Raw genomic sequence first — 16,294 nt, forward strand, 5'->3', positions numbered from 1 at the left:
ATCTAGTCGCCCGCCGGCACTTTTGCAAGGGCGGCATCGATCCGGCGCAGCGCTTCGTCGCGACCGGCGAGGTAGACCGTGTGCGAGATGTCCGGGCTCACTTGCGTGCCGGTGATCGCCACCCGCATCGGCTGGGCGACCTTGCCCATGCCCAGTTCCAACGCGGCGGCGGTCTCGTGCAGCGCGGCGTTGATCGCGTCGGTGGTCCATTGTGGCAACGCGGCCAGGCGCTCGCGCGCATCGGCCAGCGGCGCACGGGCGGCGGGCTTGAGGTGCTTCGCCACCGCCGCCTCGTCGTACTGCGTGAGCGGGCCGAACCACACGGCGGCGCGCTCGGCCATTTCCTTCAGCGTCTGCACGCGGTCGCGCAGGGCCAGCACGATGTCGGCAGCGGCCGGGCCGTTGGCGAGGTCGTAGCCGGCGTCGCGCAGGTGCCATTCCAGGTGTGCGGCCACGGCGGCCGGCTCGTCGGCCTTGAGGTACTGCTGGTTGAGCCAGCCGAGCTTGGCCGGGTCCAGCCGCGAGGCCTTGGCGTTGACGTCCTTCAGATCGAACAGCGATTTCATCTCGTCGATCGAGAAGATCTCCTGGTCGCCGTGCGACCAGCCCAGCCGGACCAGGTAGTTCAGCAGCGCGTGCGGCAGGTAACCGGCGTCGCGGTACTGCATGACGTCGGCCGCCCCGGTGCGCTTGGACAATTTCGCACCGTCGGGATCGAGGATCATCGGCAGGTGCGCGAAATGCGGGACCGCGGCGCCGAGCGCCTGGTAGATGTTGATCTGGCGCGGCGTGTTGTTGACATGGTCGTCGCCACGGACGACGTCGGTGATGCCCATGTCGATGTCGTCGACCACCACCGCGAAGTTGTAGGTCGCGTAGCCGTCGGAGCGGAAGATCACCAGGTCGTCCAGCTCGCTGTTGGCGATCTCGATGCGGCCCTTGACCTTGTCGTCCCACGCGACCACGCCGTCGAGCGGGTTGCGGAAGCGGATGACCCGGTTCGGATCGTCGCGGTACGGCAGTGCGGCGTCGCGCGCGGCACCGCTGTAGCGCGGCTTGTCACCGGCGGCCATCGCGGCTTCGCGCATCGCCTCCAGCTCGTCCTTGGTCTCGTACGCGTAGTACGCATGGCCGGACGCAACAAGTTGCTCGGCGACCTCGCGGTAGCGGTCCAGGCGATGGGTCTGGTAGACCGGGCCTTCGTCGTAGTCGAGCCCGAGCCACTCCATCGCCTGCAGGATCGCGTCGATCGCGGCCTGGGTGCTGCGCTCGCGGTCGGTGTCCTCGATGCGCAGGATGAACTGGCCGCCGCGGCGACGCGCCTCCAGCCAGCAGTACAGCGCGGTGCGCGCGCCGCCGATGTGCAGGTAACCGGTGGGGCTGGGGGCGAAGCGGGTGCGGCAGGTCATGCGATCGTGCTCGGGACAGGCGAGCCGCCGATTTTAGCCGGTCGCCCCGGGGCCCGCGCGCGGCACCCTTACAATGCCGCGATGACCACGCTTTTCATCTCCGACCTCCACCTCGACGCCGAGCGGCCGGAAATCACCGAGCTGTTCGGTCGCTTCCTGCGAGACGAGGCCCGGGGTGCGGATGCGCTGTACATCCTCGGTGATCTGTTCGAGGCCTGGGTCGGCGACGATGATCCCTCCGACACCGGCACGTTGGTCGCCGAGGCGCTGCGCGCGGTGTCGGCTGCCGGCACGCCGGTGTCGTTCATGCACGGCAACCGCGATTTCCTGCTCGGGCATGACTTTGCGCGACGCGCCGGCATGGCGATCCTGACCGATCCGTCGGTGGTGTGCCTGTACGGCCGCCCCACCCTGCTCCTGCACGGCGACACCCTGTGTACCGGCGATGTCGCCTACCAGCAGTTCCGTGCGCAGACCCGCAACCCGACCTGGCAGCGGCAGTTCCTGGCGCAGCCGCTCGCGGCAAGGCTCGCGTTCGCGCAGCAGGCCCGCGCGGCCAGCAAGGCGCACCAGTCGGGGCTGTCGTCGCAGGGAACGATGGAGACCATCACCGACGTCGCACCCGACGAGGTCGCGGGCGTGTTCGCGCGGTTCGGGGTCGACACGATGATCCACGGCCACACCCACCGTCCCGCCATGCACCAGGTGGATGTCACCGGGCGCGCGCGCCGCCGCATCGTGCTCGGCGACTGGTACGAGCAGGGTTCGGTGTTGCGGGTGGACGCGGCTGGCGAACGCCTCGAAGCGCTGGCCTAGCCTGCCGCATCGGGTGCTTCGCCGACCGGGTCACCGGTGCGGCGCGCGCAGCCGGTCATGGTGGTGGCGCCCCAGTCGAACCGGGCGGTGAAGTCGTGCCGCCAGCCCGACATCGAGTCCTGGCAGGGCTGGTCGCGCAGCTCGAGCTCGAACTCCCGGCCGTCGTGCTCGCCGCGGTAGACGACATTGCCGTCGCGCGCCTCACGCGTGGCCTGCAGTACCAGGCCGGGCATCTGCTCCGGCGTGCTGTAGATCAGCGCATCGCCGTCGACCTCGACCGACCAGAACGGCTCGTTGCCACCGGCGATGAACGCAGTGACGTCGACCATCGGGGAGTTGGCGGTCGTGGCCGGCGGCGCCGACGCATCCACCGGGGCGGGACTCGCCGTGGTGTCTGGCGCGGTGGCGCCGTCCTGCGGGTCGGCCGTCTCCTCGGCAGTACAGGCGGCAAGCAGGCCGACCAGGGCCAGCGCAGCAAACAGTCGTGGAGCGGTCATGGCGGCATCCCGGTGGGCGACGGCGCGAGCGTGACGCGCGGGCGGTCAGCGCCCCGTGAGTGCGGCGGCCTCGCGCAGCATCGCCAGCTCGTCCTCGTCGAACCCGGCGGCCGCGCGGGCATCGAAGTTGAAAGGGCCATGCAGCACGGCGCGGGCGTAGTCGGCCAGCAATGCACGGAACGTCGGCCCCGGCGCCTTGCCTTCCCGCTCGCAGTACCAGCGGAACCAGCGCGACCCGGCAGCGACGTGTGCCACCTCCTCGCGCAGGATCGTTTCCAGGATCCGCACCGTTTCCGCATCGCCCAGCCCGCGCAGGCGATCGATCATGCCTGGGGTCACGTCGAGCCCGCGGGCCTCGAGCACGCGCGGCACCAGCGCCATCCGCGCCAGGCCGTCGTGTGCGGTCTTCTCCGCCATTTCCCACAGACCGTTGTGGGCGTCGAAGTCGCCGTAGTCGTGGCCCAGGTCCAGCAGCCGCGCCCTTAGCAGGGTGAAGTGGCGGGCTTCGTCGTTCGCGCAGGACACCCAGTCGGCGTAGAACGCCAGCGGCAACCCACGGAAACGGTAGACCGCATCCCAAGCCAGGTCGATCGCATTGAACTCGATGTGGGCGATCGCATGGATGAAGGCCGCGCGGCCCTCATCAGTGCCCAGGCCACGCCGGGGCAACTCGCGTGGATGGACCAGCCGCGGCCGCGGCGGGCGCCCAGGCATGCGGATCGGCTCCGGCGGCGCGGCGGCGCCGGGCACCGCCAACTCGCCGCGTTCGAACGCCGCCGCCGCCTCGAAGGTGGCCGCTACCTTCGCCTCGGGCGTGGCGGCGTCGAGGCAGCCGCGGGCGGCGTCGAACAGCGAATCCGACACGTCCCCGCTCACCCGCCGCGGCGGGTGGTCTTGGCGTCGTCGGAGCGCAACCGCTTGATGTGCTCGAAGTAGTCGGCTTCGGTGCCGGTGACGTACTCACCGTTGAAGCAGGACGAGTCGAAGTGCTCGATCCGGTGCTTGGGCCCCGACACCGCGTGCTCGAGCGCATCCAGGTCCTGGTACACGAGCCAGTCGCAGCCCAGCAGGTCCTGCACTTCCTGCTCGGTGCGGTTGAAAGCGATCAGCTCCTCGCGAGTGGGCATGTCGATGCCGTAGATGTTGGGGTGCCGCACCGGCGGCGCCGCCGAGGCGAGGTAGACCTTGCGGGCGCCGGCATCGCGCGCCATTTGCACGATCTGGCGCGAGGTGGTGCCACGCACGATCGAGTCGTCGACCAGCAGGACCACGCGGTTGCGGAACTCCAGCGGGATCGGATTGAGCTTGCGGCGCACCGACTTCGCGCGTTCGCCCTGCCCCGGCATGATGAACGTTCGGCCGACGTAGCGGTTCTTGATGAAGCCCTCGCGGTACTTCACCCCGAGTACGTTGGCCACCTCCAGCGCGGCGTCGCGCGAGGAGTCGGGGATCGGGATCACGGTGTCGATATCGTGGTCCGGGCGCAGGCGCAGGATCTTCTCGCCGAGCGTCTGGCCCATGCGCATGCGCGCCTTGTGGACCGAGATGTCGTCGATCATCGAGTCGGGCCGCGCGAAGTACACGTACTCGAACATGCACGGCGTGTGCTTGCCCGGCTCCACGCACTGGCGCGCGCGCAGCTGGCCGTCGGCGGTCACCACGATGCCCTCGCCCGGGTTCACGTCGCGCACGCGCTGGAAACCCAGCAGGTCGAAGGCGACCGATTCCGATGCGACCGCATACTCGTCGCCGGCGGCGGTAGTGCGCTTGCCGAGCACCAGCGGGCGGATGCCGTTGGGATCGCGGAACGCCACCAGCCCCAGCCCGAGCACGGTGGCGACCACCGCATAGCCGCCGACGCACCGCTTGTGCACGCGCTCGACCGCCTTGAACGCGGCCTCGGGCGTCAATGCCTTCTGCGCATCCAGCTCGTGCGCGAACACGTTGAGCAGGACTTCCGAGTCGGAGTCGGTGTTGACGTTGCGACGGTCCTGTTCGAACACCTCGCGGCGCAGCGCGTCGGTGTTAATGAGGTTGCCGTTGTGCGCCAGGGCGATGCCGAATGGCGAGTTGACGTAGAACGGCTGCGCCTCGTCGTCACCCTCGCTGCCGGCGGTCGGATAACGGCAGTGGCCGATGCCGATGCCGCCGCGCAGCAGGCGCATGGAGTCGGCGTCGAACACGTCGCTGACCAGGCCGTTGCCTTTGTGCACAAGCAGCCGGCTGCCGTGTGCGGTGGCGATGCCGGCCGCGTCCTGGCCCCGGTGCTGCAGCACCGTCAGGCCGTCGTAGAGCTGGGCCGCGACGTCGTTGTGGCCGACGATTCCGATGATGCCGCACATGGTTTCAGGATCCTGGGTTGGAGGGTTGTTGCGGTGAAGACGGTGGAACGGACGGGTCGGCGCCCTGCGGAAGCAGGCCGGCGTCGCCGGAGGCGGTGTCCTGCATGCCCGGTTGCTGGATCGCCTGCATGCGCTCGAGCAGGACATCGGTGGCCGCCGTCCCGAATCCGGCCGGGAGGTCGACCGGCAGCGGAAGCGCCGCCGCACCCGCCGGCGAGACCAGCGCCGGACCGGCCGACTCGCCCCGGAAATCGACCCGCTGCGCCACCCAGCCGGGCAGCCACGCGCTGAGCCACTGCGCCCCGGGCACGAACACCGGCACCACCGGCGAGGCGCGCCACTCCGGCGTGCGGGGCACCGCCGTCAGCCCGAGCAGCAGCACCAGTGCGCAAGCCACGAACGCGCCGCGGGCCGCGCCGAGCAGCAGGCCGAGCATCCGGTCCAGGCCGGACAACCCCACCGTCTGTACCAGCTTGCGCACCAGCCAGCCGACCACGCCAACCGCCAGCAACACCGCGATGAACGCCAGCGCGTAACCGCCCAGCAACTGGGTCGCGCTCGGCTCGCCATCGGCGGCCATCATCAATCCGACGTCGCCGCCGAAGCGGAACGCCGCCCATGCCGCCAGCACCCACGCGGCCAGCGAGGCGAGCACGCCGACGAAGCCGCGCATCAGCCCGAACACCGCCGAGACCACGACAACCGCGAGCAGGACCCAGTCGACCGCGCTCATGGTGCTGGCGCGCCGGGCCTCACGGGTGCGCGTGGACGAAGCCGTTGATGCCGAGCTTCGCGGCCACCTGCGCCTTGAGTCGCTCGGCGGCGTCGCGGTCGGCGACCGGACCGACCTGGACCCGGGTCAACGTGCCCTTGTCGGTCTGCACCGACTGCACGAAGGCACTCAGCCCGGCGGCGCGCGCGCGGTCACGCAGCGCGTTGGCGTCGGCCACATTGCTGAAGGCACCCAGCTGGACGGCGAACCCGACCCCGGCGGCCGCCGGCGGCGGCGCAGGCGTGGAGGCCGGCGGAGGCTTCGGTGCCGCCGGCGCAACTGCAGGCTCGGGTTTGGGCTCGGGCGCCTTGGCGACGGGCTTGGCCGGGGTTTCCGGCAGCGCCGTGGTTTCGGCAGGTGCCGGATCCGGCGCGGGCACCGCGGTCGACGCCGGCGTGCCGGCCACTTCTTCGTGGTCTTCACCGCCGTCGATCGCCAGCACCCGCGACCCGACATCGTCGCGTACATGGGCGGCGCGCAGGCGCGCAGCCTCGGCGGTGGCGCGCGTATCGAACGGACCGATGCGCACGCGGTGCAGCGTGCGGCCGTCGTGCATGGCGGTTTCCTGGTAGCCGGGCAACTGCGATGCCAGCAGCGCATCGACCACGCGCTGCGCGTCCGCGGCGGTCGCGTAGCTGCCGAAACTGACCGCGTAGCCGCCGCCTGCGGTGGCGGCGGGGAACATCCCGCTGCCCGCGCGGGTATCGACCGTCGGCAGCCCGCCTTCCACCGGCTCGGGTTCCATCCCGGTCACGCTGCCACCGGCGCGCGCCGACGGCGTCACGAGCGGCAGTTCACGGGTCTCGAACTGGCCCTGCGGGGTGTCCGGGATGTCGAGCGGGACGTCGGAGATGCCGCTTTCCGGCGCCGGCCCCTTGATCAGCATCGGCAGGAAGATCACTGCGATCGCGACCAGCACGGCGGCGCCGATCAGGCGCTGTTTCAGGGCAGGTTCCATCGGTGCTCGCAGGCCTGGAAAGGATGCCGGCGAATTATACCCGTGGTCCGGCGGCCCACCGCCGTGGCGTGCGAAGCGGCGGGCGCGTCGTTCAGGCCCCGGCGACTGACGGGTTGCTCAGCCCAACGACGCCAGCGCCGCCGCGGCGGTGTGGAACGAGCCGAATACGAGGATGCGGTCGCCGGGCGCGCTGTCCGCCAGCACGGTGGCCAGGGCCGATGCGACGTCCGTGTGGCGGGTACCAGCGGCCGCGGCAGTGCCCGCCAGCCGCGCGGCGAAGCTGTCGACGTCGGTGCCGCGCGGTGGATGGTCGACGAGCCCGGCGAGGTGCCACCGGCCCACGTCGTCGGCCAGCGCGTCGACCACGCCGCCGGCGTCCTTGTCGCCCAGCGCCGCGTAGACCGCGTGGGTGGTGCCCTCAACCGGATTGGCGCGCAGCCACTCGGCCAGCGCGCGTGCGGCCTGGGGGTTGTGGCCGACATCGACCATCACGTCGACGCCGCCGCGGTCGAACCGCTGCAGGCGGCCCGGGACGTTGGCCCGGGCGATGCCACGGGCGATGGCGGCATCGCCGATGGCGGCGGCGTCAGTGTCGAGCGCCCGCAGGGAGGCAATCGCGACCGCGGCGTTGCGCAACTGCGCCGGCGCCGCCAGGGCCGGCCGCGGCAGGTCGACGGTGTAACCGACCTCCCGCCAGCGCCAGTGGCCAACCGGCGCGTCGTCCGGTGCGGGCTCGAAGAAGAAATCGCAGCCCATCCGTACCGCCGAGGCGCCGATCGCGTAGGCATGTCGCAGCACGCTGGAGGGCGGGTCGTCATCGCCCAGCACCAGCGGCTTCCACGCGCGGGCGATGCCGGCCTTTTCGAAACCGATCGCCTCGCGGTCTCCGCCGAGCCACTCCTGGTGGTCCAGGTCGACGGTCGTGATGACCGCGACATCGGGGTCGACCAGGTTGGTCGCGTCGAGCCGCCCGCCGAGGCCGACCTCCAGGATCGCGAGGTCCAGGTCGGCCCGCTCGAACAGCCACAGCGCCGCCAGCGTGCCGTACTCGAAATACGTCAGCGCGACGTCGCCACGCGCGCGTTCCACAGTCTCGAACGCGTCCACCAGCGCCGCATCGTCGGCTTCGATGCCATCGACACGCACCCGCTCGTTGTAGGCGAGCAGGTGCGGCGAGGTGTAGGCACCAACACGCCAGCCGGCCTCGCGCGCGATCGCCTCGATGAAGGCCACGGTGGACCCCTTGCCGTTGGTGCCGCCGACGGTGACCACGCGGCGTGCCGGGCGGCCGAGACCCAGCGACGCCGCGACCTGGCGCACGCGCTTGAGCCCCATTTCGATTGACCGGGGGTGCTGGCGCTCGATGTAGGCGAGCCATTCGACGAGGGTCATGCGGGTCATGCGGACCAGGTGCGTGGGCGTGGGCGGGCCGGCAATGATCGGCGCTTACAGCGCGCGATGCACGGCCTCCCCGAACAACGGGGTGTGGTGGCTGCAGTCGTTCAGCCGGACCACCTCCAGCCGGTCCGCGTCGGGACCCTCGAGCAGGTTCAACGTGGTCGGCGCCTGGCGGAAACTCCACAGCCGCGCGAACGGGATGCCGAGCACGTGGCAAAGCAGCACCCGGTTGACCGCATCGTGGGCGACCACCAGCAGGATGTCGTCGGCGCCCAGCCCATCGGCAGCGCGTGCAAACGCCGGCCACGCGCGGTCGAACACGTGCTGCAGCGACTCCCCGCCCGGCATCAGCACTTCCTGCGGCGTATCGCGCCACGCCTGCAACCGGTCCGGGTCGCGGGCACGGATCTCCGCGGCCAGCAGGCCCTCCCAGGTGCCATGGGCGATCTCCATCAGGCCGGCGTCGGTGGTCAGCAGCCCGTGCCGGGCGCCCAGCGCGAGTTCCGCGGTGTGGCGGGCGCGGCCCAGCGGCGAGGCGACCGCGCGCGTGATCGGCACCCCGCGCAGTCGCTCACCGAGCGCACGGGCCTGCGCCTCGCCGACCGGCGACAGCGCGATGTCGGACTGCCCCTGGTAGCGGCCCTCGGCGTTCCACGGTGTCTCGCCGTGGCGGGCCAGCAGGAGCCTCACAGCGCCTCCAGAGACAACACGCCCGGCAACCGGCGGGCCTCGGCCAGCTGAGCGTCCTCTACCGCGCGATCGACCGTGATCGCCGCCAGTGCCTCGCCATCGCCCTTGGCACCGAGCGAGAAGTTGACGATGTTGATGCCGGCCGCGCCCAGCGTGCCGCCGATCGACCCGATGATGCCGGGGCGGTCCTCGTTGCGCATCAGCAGCAGGTGCGCCTGCGGATCGAACTCGATCTCGACGCCATCCAGCCGGACCACGCGCGGGCCGCGGTGCAGGGTCGCCTCGATCACGCGGGCGGTGCCCTCGCCCTCGACCTTGATCCGCAGCAGGCGGTCGAAGCCGTCGCCGTCGCCGCCGACCGTCTCGGCCACGGTGAGCCCGCGCGCGACCGCTTCCTGCAGCGCGTTGACCGGCGTGACCCGGCCCGACGCCGGCCCGAGCAGCGCAGCCACCAGCAGGCGCGTCAGCGGGCGCGTGTCCAGCGCCTCGGTGCGGCCGGCGTAGGTGACGTGCAAGCGGGTCGGCGCCGGCACCAGCCGCGCCGCCAGCCGGCCCAGCGCGGACATCAGCGGCATCCACGGGCCGACCTCGCGCGCGGCCTCGGCGGTCAGCGGCGGCAGGTTGACGCAACCCGCCACCGCGCCGGTCGCGATGAAATCGATGATCTGCCGCGCCAGAATGGTGCTCACCGCCTGCTGGGCCTCGCCGGTGGACGCGCCCAGGTGCGGGGTCAACACCAGCTTGGGGTGCGCGCGCAGGCTGGAATCCTCCGGCAGCGGCTCGGTCGCGAAGGTGTCCAGCGCGGCGCCGGCGAGGTGGCCCTCGTCCAGCAGGCGCAACAGCGCCGCCTCGTCGACCAGGCCGCCGCGGGCGGCGTTGATGATGTAGGCCCCGGGCTTCATCGCCCGCATGCGCTCCTCCGACAAGAGGTGCGTGGTCTCCTTGGTACGGGGCACGTGCAGGGTCACGATGTCCGCCCACGCCAGCAGCTCGTCCAGTGGCTTGAGCGCGACGCTGCCCTTGCCCGCTGCCGACGGCGGCAGGAACGGATCGAACGCGGCCACCTCCATGCCGATGCCGGCCGCCTTGCGCGCCACCGTGCCGCCGATCCGGCCGAGACCGATCACGCCGAGCTTCTTGCCCTCCAGCTCGAACCCGGTCAGCCCCGCCTTGGGCCACTGGCCGGCCTTCATGCCGGCGTCGGCGCGCGGGATGTGGCGGGCCAGCGCGAACAGCAGCGAGATCGCGTGTTCGGCCGCGGCCAGCGTGTTGCCGTCGGGCGCGTTCATCACCGCGATACCGCGCCGGGTTGCCGCGTCGACGTCGATCGTGTCGACCCCCGCGCCGGCCCGGCCGATCACGCGCAGTCGCCCGGCGTCGTCCAGCACGTCGGCCGGAACCCTGGTCGCCGAGCGGACCAGCAGCACGTCGACATCGCCCAGCGCGCGGGCGAGCTCGGCCGGGTCCTTGATCGGGTCGGAAACGACGACCTCCCAGCCTGCATCTCGCAGCAGGGCCAGGCCGTCTTCATGGATGCCATCGCACGCCAGAACCTTCATCGCACACTCCTCGGTTGGAGACATGCGGACACACAGCGAGCCGGCGGGGCAAGGCGGCTGCAGCGACGCTGCAGGGTCGGGCGATGGAGCAATAACGGGTGGTGCGGGTCGGGAGACGGGGCCGGCTGGCATGGGAATCCGCGAACGTCCGCAGCGTAGCAAACCCGTGGCCGATGCGAGGCGCTCCCGCCAAAAAAAAAACCGCCGGCGCGGGCCGGCGGTCTTTTCGGTGCGGGCGCGGGCGTTACTCCTGCTCGGGAACGCCCATCTCCTCCAGCACCTGCGGCGCCGGGAACACCTCCTGCATGATCCAGCGCATGTAACGGCCATCCACCGCGATCACCCGGGTCAGTTCCGGGTTGAAGACCCAGTTGGACGCCACGCTCTCCCAGTTCATGTCGAACACCAGGCCGACCAGCTCGCCCCGCGCATTCATGACCGGCGAGCCGGAGTTGCCGCCGGTGATGTCGAGGTCGGCCATGAAGTTGACCGGCACCGTGCCGAGCTCCTTGCTGGCAAGGCCGCCGTAGTTCTTCGCGGCAATTGCCTCCAGCTGTGCCTGGGGCGCGTCGAACGGCTCCTCGCCGGTGTGCTTGGCGGCCACCTGCTCGAGCGTGGTGAACGGCGGCAGCCGCACGCCGTCGGGGCGGGTGTAGCCCTGCACGTTGCCGAAGGTGATGCGCAGCGAGGAGTTGGCGTCCGGATAGACCGACCCGCCCTGGCTGGCCTTGTAGTCGGCGACCGCCTGCAGGAAGGCCGGACGGGCCAGCAGCGCATCGCCGGCGCGGGTCTCGGCCTGCTCCTCCAGTTCCAGCAGGGTCGGCATCACCGCGACCGCGAACTTCACCGCCGGGTCGGTGCTGGACTCGAACGCGGCGCGGTCGGCCTCCAACAGCGCCAGCCGCGCGTCCAGCTCACCCAGGCCGGTGCCGGCCAGGCGGTCGAGGGCGGCCTGCACCGCGGCCTCGTCGTCGCCGCCGAGCCAGGCATCGATCGCCTCCACGCGCTGCGCCTGCGGCAGCTTGATGTACTCGCGCAGCCAGTACTCCTGCAGCTGGCGGTCCATCGCCGCCGCGTAGCGCTTGTCCATCTGCCGCATCGCGCCCTCGAAGCCCGGCAGGTCACGCTGCTGGTAACCCGGCTCGCGCTCGGCGTCGGGCTTGGCCTGCTCGATCGCCAACCGGTACAGGCTGGTGGCGGCGCCGATCACGCCAGTGCGGCGCAACTGGCCGAGCACCAGGTCGCGCTCGCGGGTGGCGCTGGCGGCTTCGTGCAGTTCGAGCAACCGGGCGTGGGCGGCCAGTGCGGCTTCGCCCTCGGCGCCCTGCCCGCGCAGCCACGCCAGCACCGCGGCCTCCTCGTCGTGCTTGGCCTTGCTGGCGTCGATCCGTTCGAAGCCTTCCAGCTGGCCACCGTAGTTCTTCATCGCGTTGTGCCAGCCGCGCACCGTGCTGGCGTACTTGACCTTGATGTCCTCGTCCTTCGCACCGGCGGTCTCGACCAGCTCGACCAGGTGCTCGTAGTGCGCCTTGACGGTCGGGTAGGTCCACTGCGCGGTCTCGTCGAACTCGGCGGCCAGCGCGTAGCGCGCGGTGCGGCCGGGATAGCCGGCCACCATCACGAAGTCGCCGGTCTCCAGCGGCTCTTGGGCGACCTTCAGCCAATGCTCGGGCTGGTACGGCACGTTGTCCTCGGCGAACGCGGCCGGCTTGCCGTCCGGGCCGACGTAGGCGCGGTAGAACGAGAAGTCGCCGGTGTGCCGCGGCCACATCCAGTTGTCGACGTCGCCGCCGTAGCTGCCGACGCTGTTGGGCGGCGCGTGGACGAGGCGGACGTCCTTGATCTCGAGGTTCTTGAACAAGCGGTAGGTGTTACCGCCGGCAAAACTGTAGAACTGGCAGCGATAGCCTTCGTCGGCCTCGCAATCGGCAACCAGCCGCTTCTCGATCGCCTCAAGCGCGTGGCTGCGCCCGGCCGCATCGGGCGCGGCGGCGATTGCGTCACGCACCTGCGTGGTCACGTCCTGGATCGAGTCCAGCGCGTAGATGCGCGCGTTCGGCCCGGCGGATACCTCGTCGGCCCGGGTCGGGGCGTTGAAGCCCTTGTCGATCAGGTTGTTTTCCGGAGTGGAGTTGAGCTGGATCGCGCCGTAGGCGCAGTGGTGGTTGGTCACCACCAGGCCCTGCGGGGAAACGAAGCTGGCGGTGCAGCCGCCCAGCGACACCACCGCGCCCATCGGGTCGCCGGTCAGGTCGGCGAGCTGCTCGGGCGGCAGTTCCAGCCCGGCCTTCTTGAGCGGGCCGGCGATCTCAGGCAACTGTTGCGGCACCCACATGCCCTCGCCCGCCGTGGCGGAGCCCATCACACCCGCCAGTGCGATCGCACTGGCCAACATCGAAAAACGCATCGCGGTCACTCCCCCGGAGGAATCGAGCAGGAAAAAAGAAACGGAAAGGTCGAGTCTAGCCGCGCCCGGTTTACCGGACATGGCCTACTCAACGGGCAGGTCCATCTCGGCCAGCAGGTGCGGGGCCGGGTAGACCTTCGCCATCAGCCAGCGCATGTAGCGCATGTCGACGTGGATCGCCCGCTTGTAGCGCGGGTCGAACTTCCAGCTGGCGCTGACGGCTTCCCAGTTGCTGTCGAAGTTGAGGCCGATCAGCTGTCCGCGCGCATCGAGCACCGGCGAGCCCGAGTTGCCGCCGGTGGTGTCGAGGTTGGTCAGCAGGTTGACGGTCTGGGTGCCGAGGTCGGGGTCGGCGGTGCTGCCGAAGTCGCCCGCGGCGATCGCGTCGAGCAGCGGGCGCGGGGCGTCGAACGGCGCCACGCCGGTGTGCTTCTCGACAATGCCCGCGACGGTGGTCAGCGGCAGGTAGCGCACGCCGTCACGCGGGTCCATGGTGCTGACCTGGCCGTAGCTCACGCGCAGGGTGGAATTGGCGTCGGGATAGACCGCCTCGCCACGGGACTCGCGGTAGCCGATCAGCGCCTCCATGTAGGACGGCCGCAGCCGCAACAGCTCGCCCGCGCGCTGCTTGTCCTCGGACTCCAGCCGCAGCAGCGCCGGCTGCAGCCGCGCCGCCGCCTGCAGCAGCGGATCGTCCGCCTGGGCGACCTCCTCCGGCGTGGCGTTGAACCAGCGCAGGCGCTCGGCTTCCTCGTCCAGCGTGGTACCCGCGTAGAGCGCATCGACGTTCGCGCGCACCTGTTCGGGCGTGCCGCCAAACACCGCGTCGAACTCCGGCACATGATGCGAAGGGGGCAGCGCCACGTATTGCGTCAGCAGGTCGACCAGCAGCGCCTTCTCGACGCGCTCGGCGTACCGGCGCTGGACCTGTTTGAGCCCACCCTCGATCAGCGCCGCGTCGCGCTGCTGGTAGCCCGACTCGCGTTGCGCATCCGGCTTGCCGCGCTCCAGCGCCAGGCGCTGCAGGCGCATCGCCGAACCCAGCAGTTGCGGGAACCGGGCGATCGCGCCCAGCAACTGGTCCCGCTCGCGGGTCGCCTCGGTCTCGTCCAGCAATGCCTGGGCGGACGTGATATCGGCCCGGGTGGCGCGGGCTGCGGGCTGGTCCGCCAGCCACGCCAGCATGGCCTCTTCGTCGGCCTGGCGGGTGGCGACCGCGTTGCTGCGGCGCAGGCCATCGAGTTCGCCCTGCGCGCGCTTGAGGCCGTTCTCCAGCCCGGCCAGCGTCGAGGCGTACTTGACCCTGGCATCGGCGTCGCTTCCGATCGCTGCTTCCACGGTCTCGATCAGGCCGCCATAAAGCGCCACCCGCTCGGGCAGCGTCCACTCGACCTGGCTGGCGAACTCCGAGGCCATGCGGTGCCGGTAGGTCCGGCCCGGGTACCCGGCCAGCATCGCGAAGTCGCCGGCGGCGACGGCGTCCGTCGATACCTGCAGGTGCGCCGGCGGCACGTACGGCACGTTGTCGGGCGAGTACGCCGCCGGTTGCCCGTCCGGCGCGACATAGGCGCGCAGCAGGGTGAAGTCGCCGCTATGTCGCGGCCACATGAAGTTGTCCACTTCGTCCCCGTAGTTGCCGACCGCCTCGGGCGGTGCGTACACCAGGCGCACGTCGCGCAGCTCCAGCTGCCGGACGAGGTAGAAATCGCTGCCGTAATGCATGTTCGCGACGCTGCAGCGGTAGCCGGGCTGCTGCTCGCACTCGGCCACCAGCGCCTTCTCGGCAGCGTCGACCGCGTCGTAGTAGGCGCGCCCGGTCCTGCCACGCGCGTCCGCCAGGACCCGGTCGTTGACCTGGTCGAAGCCGGTGGTGACCAATACCCGGAAGTCCGGGTTGGCGGGCAGCTCGTCGCCGCGGTCGGCGGCGACGAAGCCGTTGGCGATCAGGTCGCGCTCCGGGCTGGAGTTGTACTGGATGACCCCGAACGCGACGTGGTGGTTGGTCAGTACCAGCCCCTGGTCCGACACGAACGCGCCGGTGCCGCCGCCGACCTTCACCACGGCGTTGAGCGGCGGGCGGGTGAGGTCGGCCAGTGAGGCCGGGTCGCCCTCGAACCCCGCATGGCGCAGCTGCGTGGCGATCTGTGGCAGTTGCGACGGCAGCCACATGCCCTCGTCGGCGTGGGCGCCGGCGGCGGCCAGGGTCAGGGACAGGGCGAGCAGCGATGGCCGCATGGTGCGACTCCGGGTGGCGGGTGGTGCCAGCGAACATAGGGGAAGCGGCCCGCTGCCGGCAAACACGGTCACGGGCCGACAAGGGCGGCCGCGTATAATTCGCGGTCCATTCCGGCGCCTTCGGGCGCCCCCGGTGCCTTGGCACGCGGGCAATCCAAGAGCGACCCATGACCCAGAAGACGATGAAGGCGCTGGTGAAGCGCGAAGCCACCAAGGGCATCTGGATGGAAGAGGTCCCGGTGCCCGCGCCCGGTGCCAACGAGGTGCTGGTCAAGCTCGAGAAAACCGCCATCTGCGGCACCGACCTGCACATCTACCTGTGGGACGAGTGGAGCCAGCGCACCATCAAGCCCGGACTGGTGATCGGCCACGAGTTCGTCGGCCGCATCGTCGAGGTCGGCCCCGGGGTGACCGGCTACAAGGTCGGCCAGCGCGTCTCCGCCGAAGGCCACATCGTCTGCGGGCACTGCCGCAACTGCCGCGCGGGCCGCCAACACCTGTGCCCCAACACCGTCGGCATCGGCGTCAACCGCGACGGCGCTTTCGCCGAATACATCGTGATGCCGGCCTCCAACCTGTGGCCGATCCCGGACCAGATCCCGAGCGAGCTGGCGGCGTTCTTCGACCCCTACGGCAACGCCGCGCACTGCGCGCTGGAGTTCGACGTGGTCGGCGAGGACGTGCTGATCACCGGCGCAGGCCCGATCGGCATCATCGCGGCGGGCATCTGCAAGCACATCGGCGCGCGCAACGTGGTGGTCACCGACGTCAACGACTACCGCCTCAAGCTCGCCGCCGACATGGGCGCGACCCGCGTGGTCAACGTCGCCAACACCTCGCTCAAGGACGTGATGGCCGACCTGCACATGGAAGGCTTCGACGTCGGCCTGGAGATGAGCGGCAACCCGCGTGCGTTCAACGACATGCTCGATTGCATGTACCACGGCGGCAAGATCGCCATGCTGGGGATCATGCCCAAGGGCGCCGGCGCCGACTGGGACAAGATCATCTTCAAGGGCCTGGTCCTGCACGGCATCTACGGCCGTCGCATGTACGAGACCTGGTACAAGATGACCCAGCTGGTGCTGGGCGGCTTCCCGCTGGGCAAGGTGCTGACCCACCAGTTGCCCGTCGAGGAGTTCCAGCAGGGTTTCGAGCTGATGGAATCGGGCAAGGCCGGCAAGGTCGTGCTGAGCTGGAATTGAGCCGAC

The 16,294-nt window shown here is 70.7% G+C and carries 13 protein-coding genes; 2 read left to right on the forward strand and 11 right to left on the reverse strand.

What is annotated here, in order from left to right; all coding sequences use genetic code 11:
- Nucleotides 1-2: 2 nt before the first annotated feature.
- Nucleotides 3-1,409: a glutamate--tRNA ligase gene (gene gltX / locus KOD61_RS10050; RefSeq protein WP_215218551.1), complete on the reverse strand. Its 1,407-nt coding sequence runs from the start codon at nucleotides 1,407-1,409 to the stop codon at nucleotides 3-5.
- Between the two features lie 81 nt (nucleotides 1,410-1,490).
- Between gltX and lpxH the strand changes: the two genes are divergently transcribed.
- Nucleotides 1,491-2,225 carry a UDP-2,3-diacylglucosamine diphosphatase gene (lpxH, locus tag KOD61_RS10055; RefSeq protein ID WP_215218552.1) on the forward strand — a complete coding sequence of 245 codons (735 nt, stop codon included), beginning with the start codon at nucleotides 1,491-1,493 and terminating at the stop codon, nucleotides 2,223-2,225.
- On the opposite strand, the gene KOD61_RS10060 is transcribed toward lpxH, so the two are convergent.
- The 10 genes from KOD61_RS10060 to KOD61_RS10105 form a co-directional block, all read right to left on the reverse strand.
- Nucleotides 2,222-2,722, reverse strand: coding sequence for a COG3650 family protein (locus tag KOD61_RS10060; protein WP_215218553.1), 501 nt, complete (start codon nucleotides 2,720-2,722; stop codon nucleotides 2,222-2,224). The genes lpxH and KOD61_RS10060 overlap by 4 nt on opposite strands.
- A 45-nt stretch (nucleotides 2,723-2,767) precedes the next feature.
- Nucleotides 2,768-3,586, reverse strand: coding sequence for a ferritin-like domain-containing protein (locus KOD61_RS10065; RefSeq protein ID WP_215218554.1), 819 nt, complete (start codon nucleotides 3,584-3,586; stop codon nucleotides 2,768-2,770).
- An 8-nt stretch (nucleotides 3,587-3,594) separates the two neighbouring features.
- Entirely contained in the window at nucleotides 3,595-5,064 is a 1,470-nt protein-coding gene (gene purF, locus KOD61_RS10070; protein ID WP_215218555.1) for an amidophosphoribosyltransferase, read from the reverse strand.
- Between the two features lie 4 nt (nucleotides 5,065-5,068).
- Nucleotides 5,069-5,797, reverse strand: a complete 729-nt coding sequence (locus KOD61_RS10075) for a CvpA family protein (RefSeq protein WP_215218556.1) — start codon at nucleotides 5,795-5,797, stop codon at nucleotides 5,069-5,071.
- A 19-nt stretch (nucleotides 5,798-5,816) separates the two neighbouring features.
- The gene (locus KOD61_RS10080) at nucleotides 5,817-6,794 is read right to left on the reverse strand and encodes an SPOR domain-containing protein (RefSeq protein WP_215218557.1); all 978 of its coding nucleotides are present in this window, start codon (nucleotides 6,792-6,794) and stop codon (nucleotides 5,817-5,819) included.
- 117 nt (nucleotides 6,795-6,911) lie between these two features.
- The gene (gene folC / locus KOD61_RS10085; protein WP_215218558.1) at nucleotides 6,912-8,195 is read right to left on the reverse strand and encodes a bifunctional tetrahydrofolate synthase/dihydrofolate synthase; all 1,284 of its coding nucleotides are present in this window, start codon (nucleotides 8,193-8,195) and stop codon (nucleotides 6,912-6,914) included.
- 45 nt (nucleotides 8,196-8,240) lie between these two features.
- Nucleotides 8,241-8,882, reverse strand: coding sequence for a histidine phosphatase family protein (locus KOD61_RS10090; protein WP_215218559.1), 642 nt, complete (start codon nucleotides 8,880-8,882; stop codon nucleotides 8,241-8,243).
- On the reverse strand, nucleotides 8,879-10,441 hold the full coding sequence (serA, locus tag KOD61_RS10095) for a phosphoglycerate dehydrogenase (protein WP_215218560.1): 1,563 nt from the start codon (nucleotides 10,439-10,441) through the stop codon (nucleotides 8,879-8,881). The genes KOD61_RS10090 and serA overlap by 4 nt, the downstream gene beginning before the upstream one ends.
- Nucleotides 10,442-10,685: 244 nt before the next feature.
- On the reverse strand, nucleotides 10,686-12,848 hold the full coding sequence (locus KOD61_RS10100) for a S46 family peptidase (protein ID WP_215218561.1): 2,163 nt from the start codon (nucleotides 12,846-12,848) through the stop codon (nucleotides 10,686-10,688).
- Nucleotides 12,849-12,932: 84 nt separating this feature from the next.
- A complete protein-coding gene (locus KOD61_RS10105) occupies nucleotides 12,933-15,083 on the reverse strand; it encodes a S46 family peptidase (RefSeq protein ID WP_251370571.1) in 2,151 nt (716 codons plus the stop codon).
- 182 nt (nucleotides 15,084-15,265) lie between these two features.
- Between KOD61_RS10105 and tdh the strand changes: the two genes are divergently transcribed.
- A complete protein-coding gene (gene tdh / locus KOD61_RS10110) occupies nucleotides 15,266-16,288 on the forward strand; it encodes an L-threonine 3-dehydrogenase (protein WP_215220373.1) in 1,023 nt (340 codons plus the stop codon).
- Nucleotides 16,289-16,294 lie beyond the last annotated feature (6 nt).

It is taken from the genome of Lysobacter luteus, from assembly GCF_907164845.1.
GTDB classification, from domain to species: domain Bacteria; phylum Pseudomonadota; class Gammaproteobacteria; order Xanthomonadales; family Xanthomonadaceae; genus Novilysobacter; species Novilysobacter luteus.

Coding starts and splice junctions, on each gene's coding strand:
- gltX (WP_215218551.1), bottom strand. CDS start 1,409: ATGACCTGCCGCACCCGCTTCGCCCCCAGCCCCACCGGTTACCTGCAC.
- lpxH (WP_215218552.1), top strand. CDS start 1,491: ATGACCACGCTTTTCATCTCCGACCTCCACCTCGACGCCGAGCGGCCG.
- KOD61_RS10060 (WP_215218553.1), bottom strand. CDS start 2,722: ATGACCGCTCCACGACTGTTTGCTGCGCTGGCCCTGGTCGGCCTGCTT.
- purF (WP_215218555.1), bottom strand. CDS start 5,064: ATGTGCGGCATCATCGGAATCGTCGGCCACAACGACGTCGCGGCCCAG.
- KOD61_RS10075 (WP_215218556.1), bottom strand. CDS start 5,797: ATGAGCGCGGTCGACTGGGTCCTGCTCGCGGTTGTCGTGGTCTCGGCG.
- KOD61_RS10080 (WP_215218557.1), bottom strand. CDS start 6,794: ATGGAACCTGCCCTGAAACAGCGCCTGATCGGCGCCGCCGTGCTGGTC.
- folC (WP_215218558.1), bottom strand. CDS start 8,195: ATGACCCGCATGACCCTCGTCGAATGGCTCGCCTACATCGAGCGCCAG.
- serA (WP_215218560.1), bottom strand. CDS start 10,441: ATGAAGGTTCTGGCGTGCGATGGCATCCATGAAGACGGCCTGGCCCTG.
- KOD61_RS10100 (WP_215218561.1), bottom strand. CDS start 12,848: ATGCGTTTTTCGATGTTGGCCAGTGCGATCGCACTGGCGGGTGTGATG.
- KOD61_RS10105 (WP_251370571.1), bottom strand. CDS start 15,083: ATGCGGCCATCGCTGCTCGCCCTGTCCCTGACCCTGGCCGCCGCCGGC.
- tdh (WP_215220373.1), top strand. CDS start 15,266: ATGAAGGCGCTGGTGAAGCGCGAAGCCACCAAGGGCATCTGGATGGAA.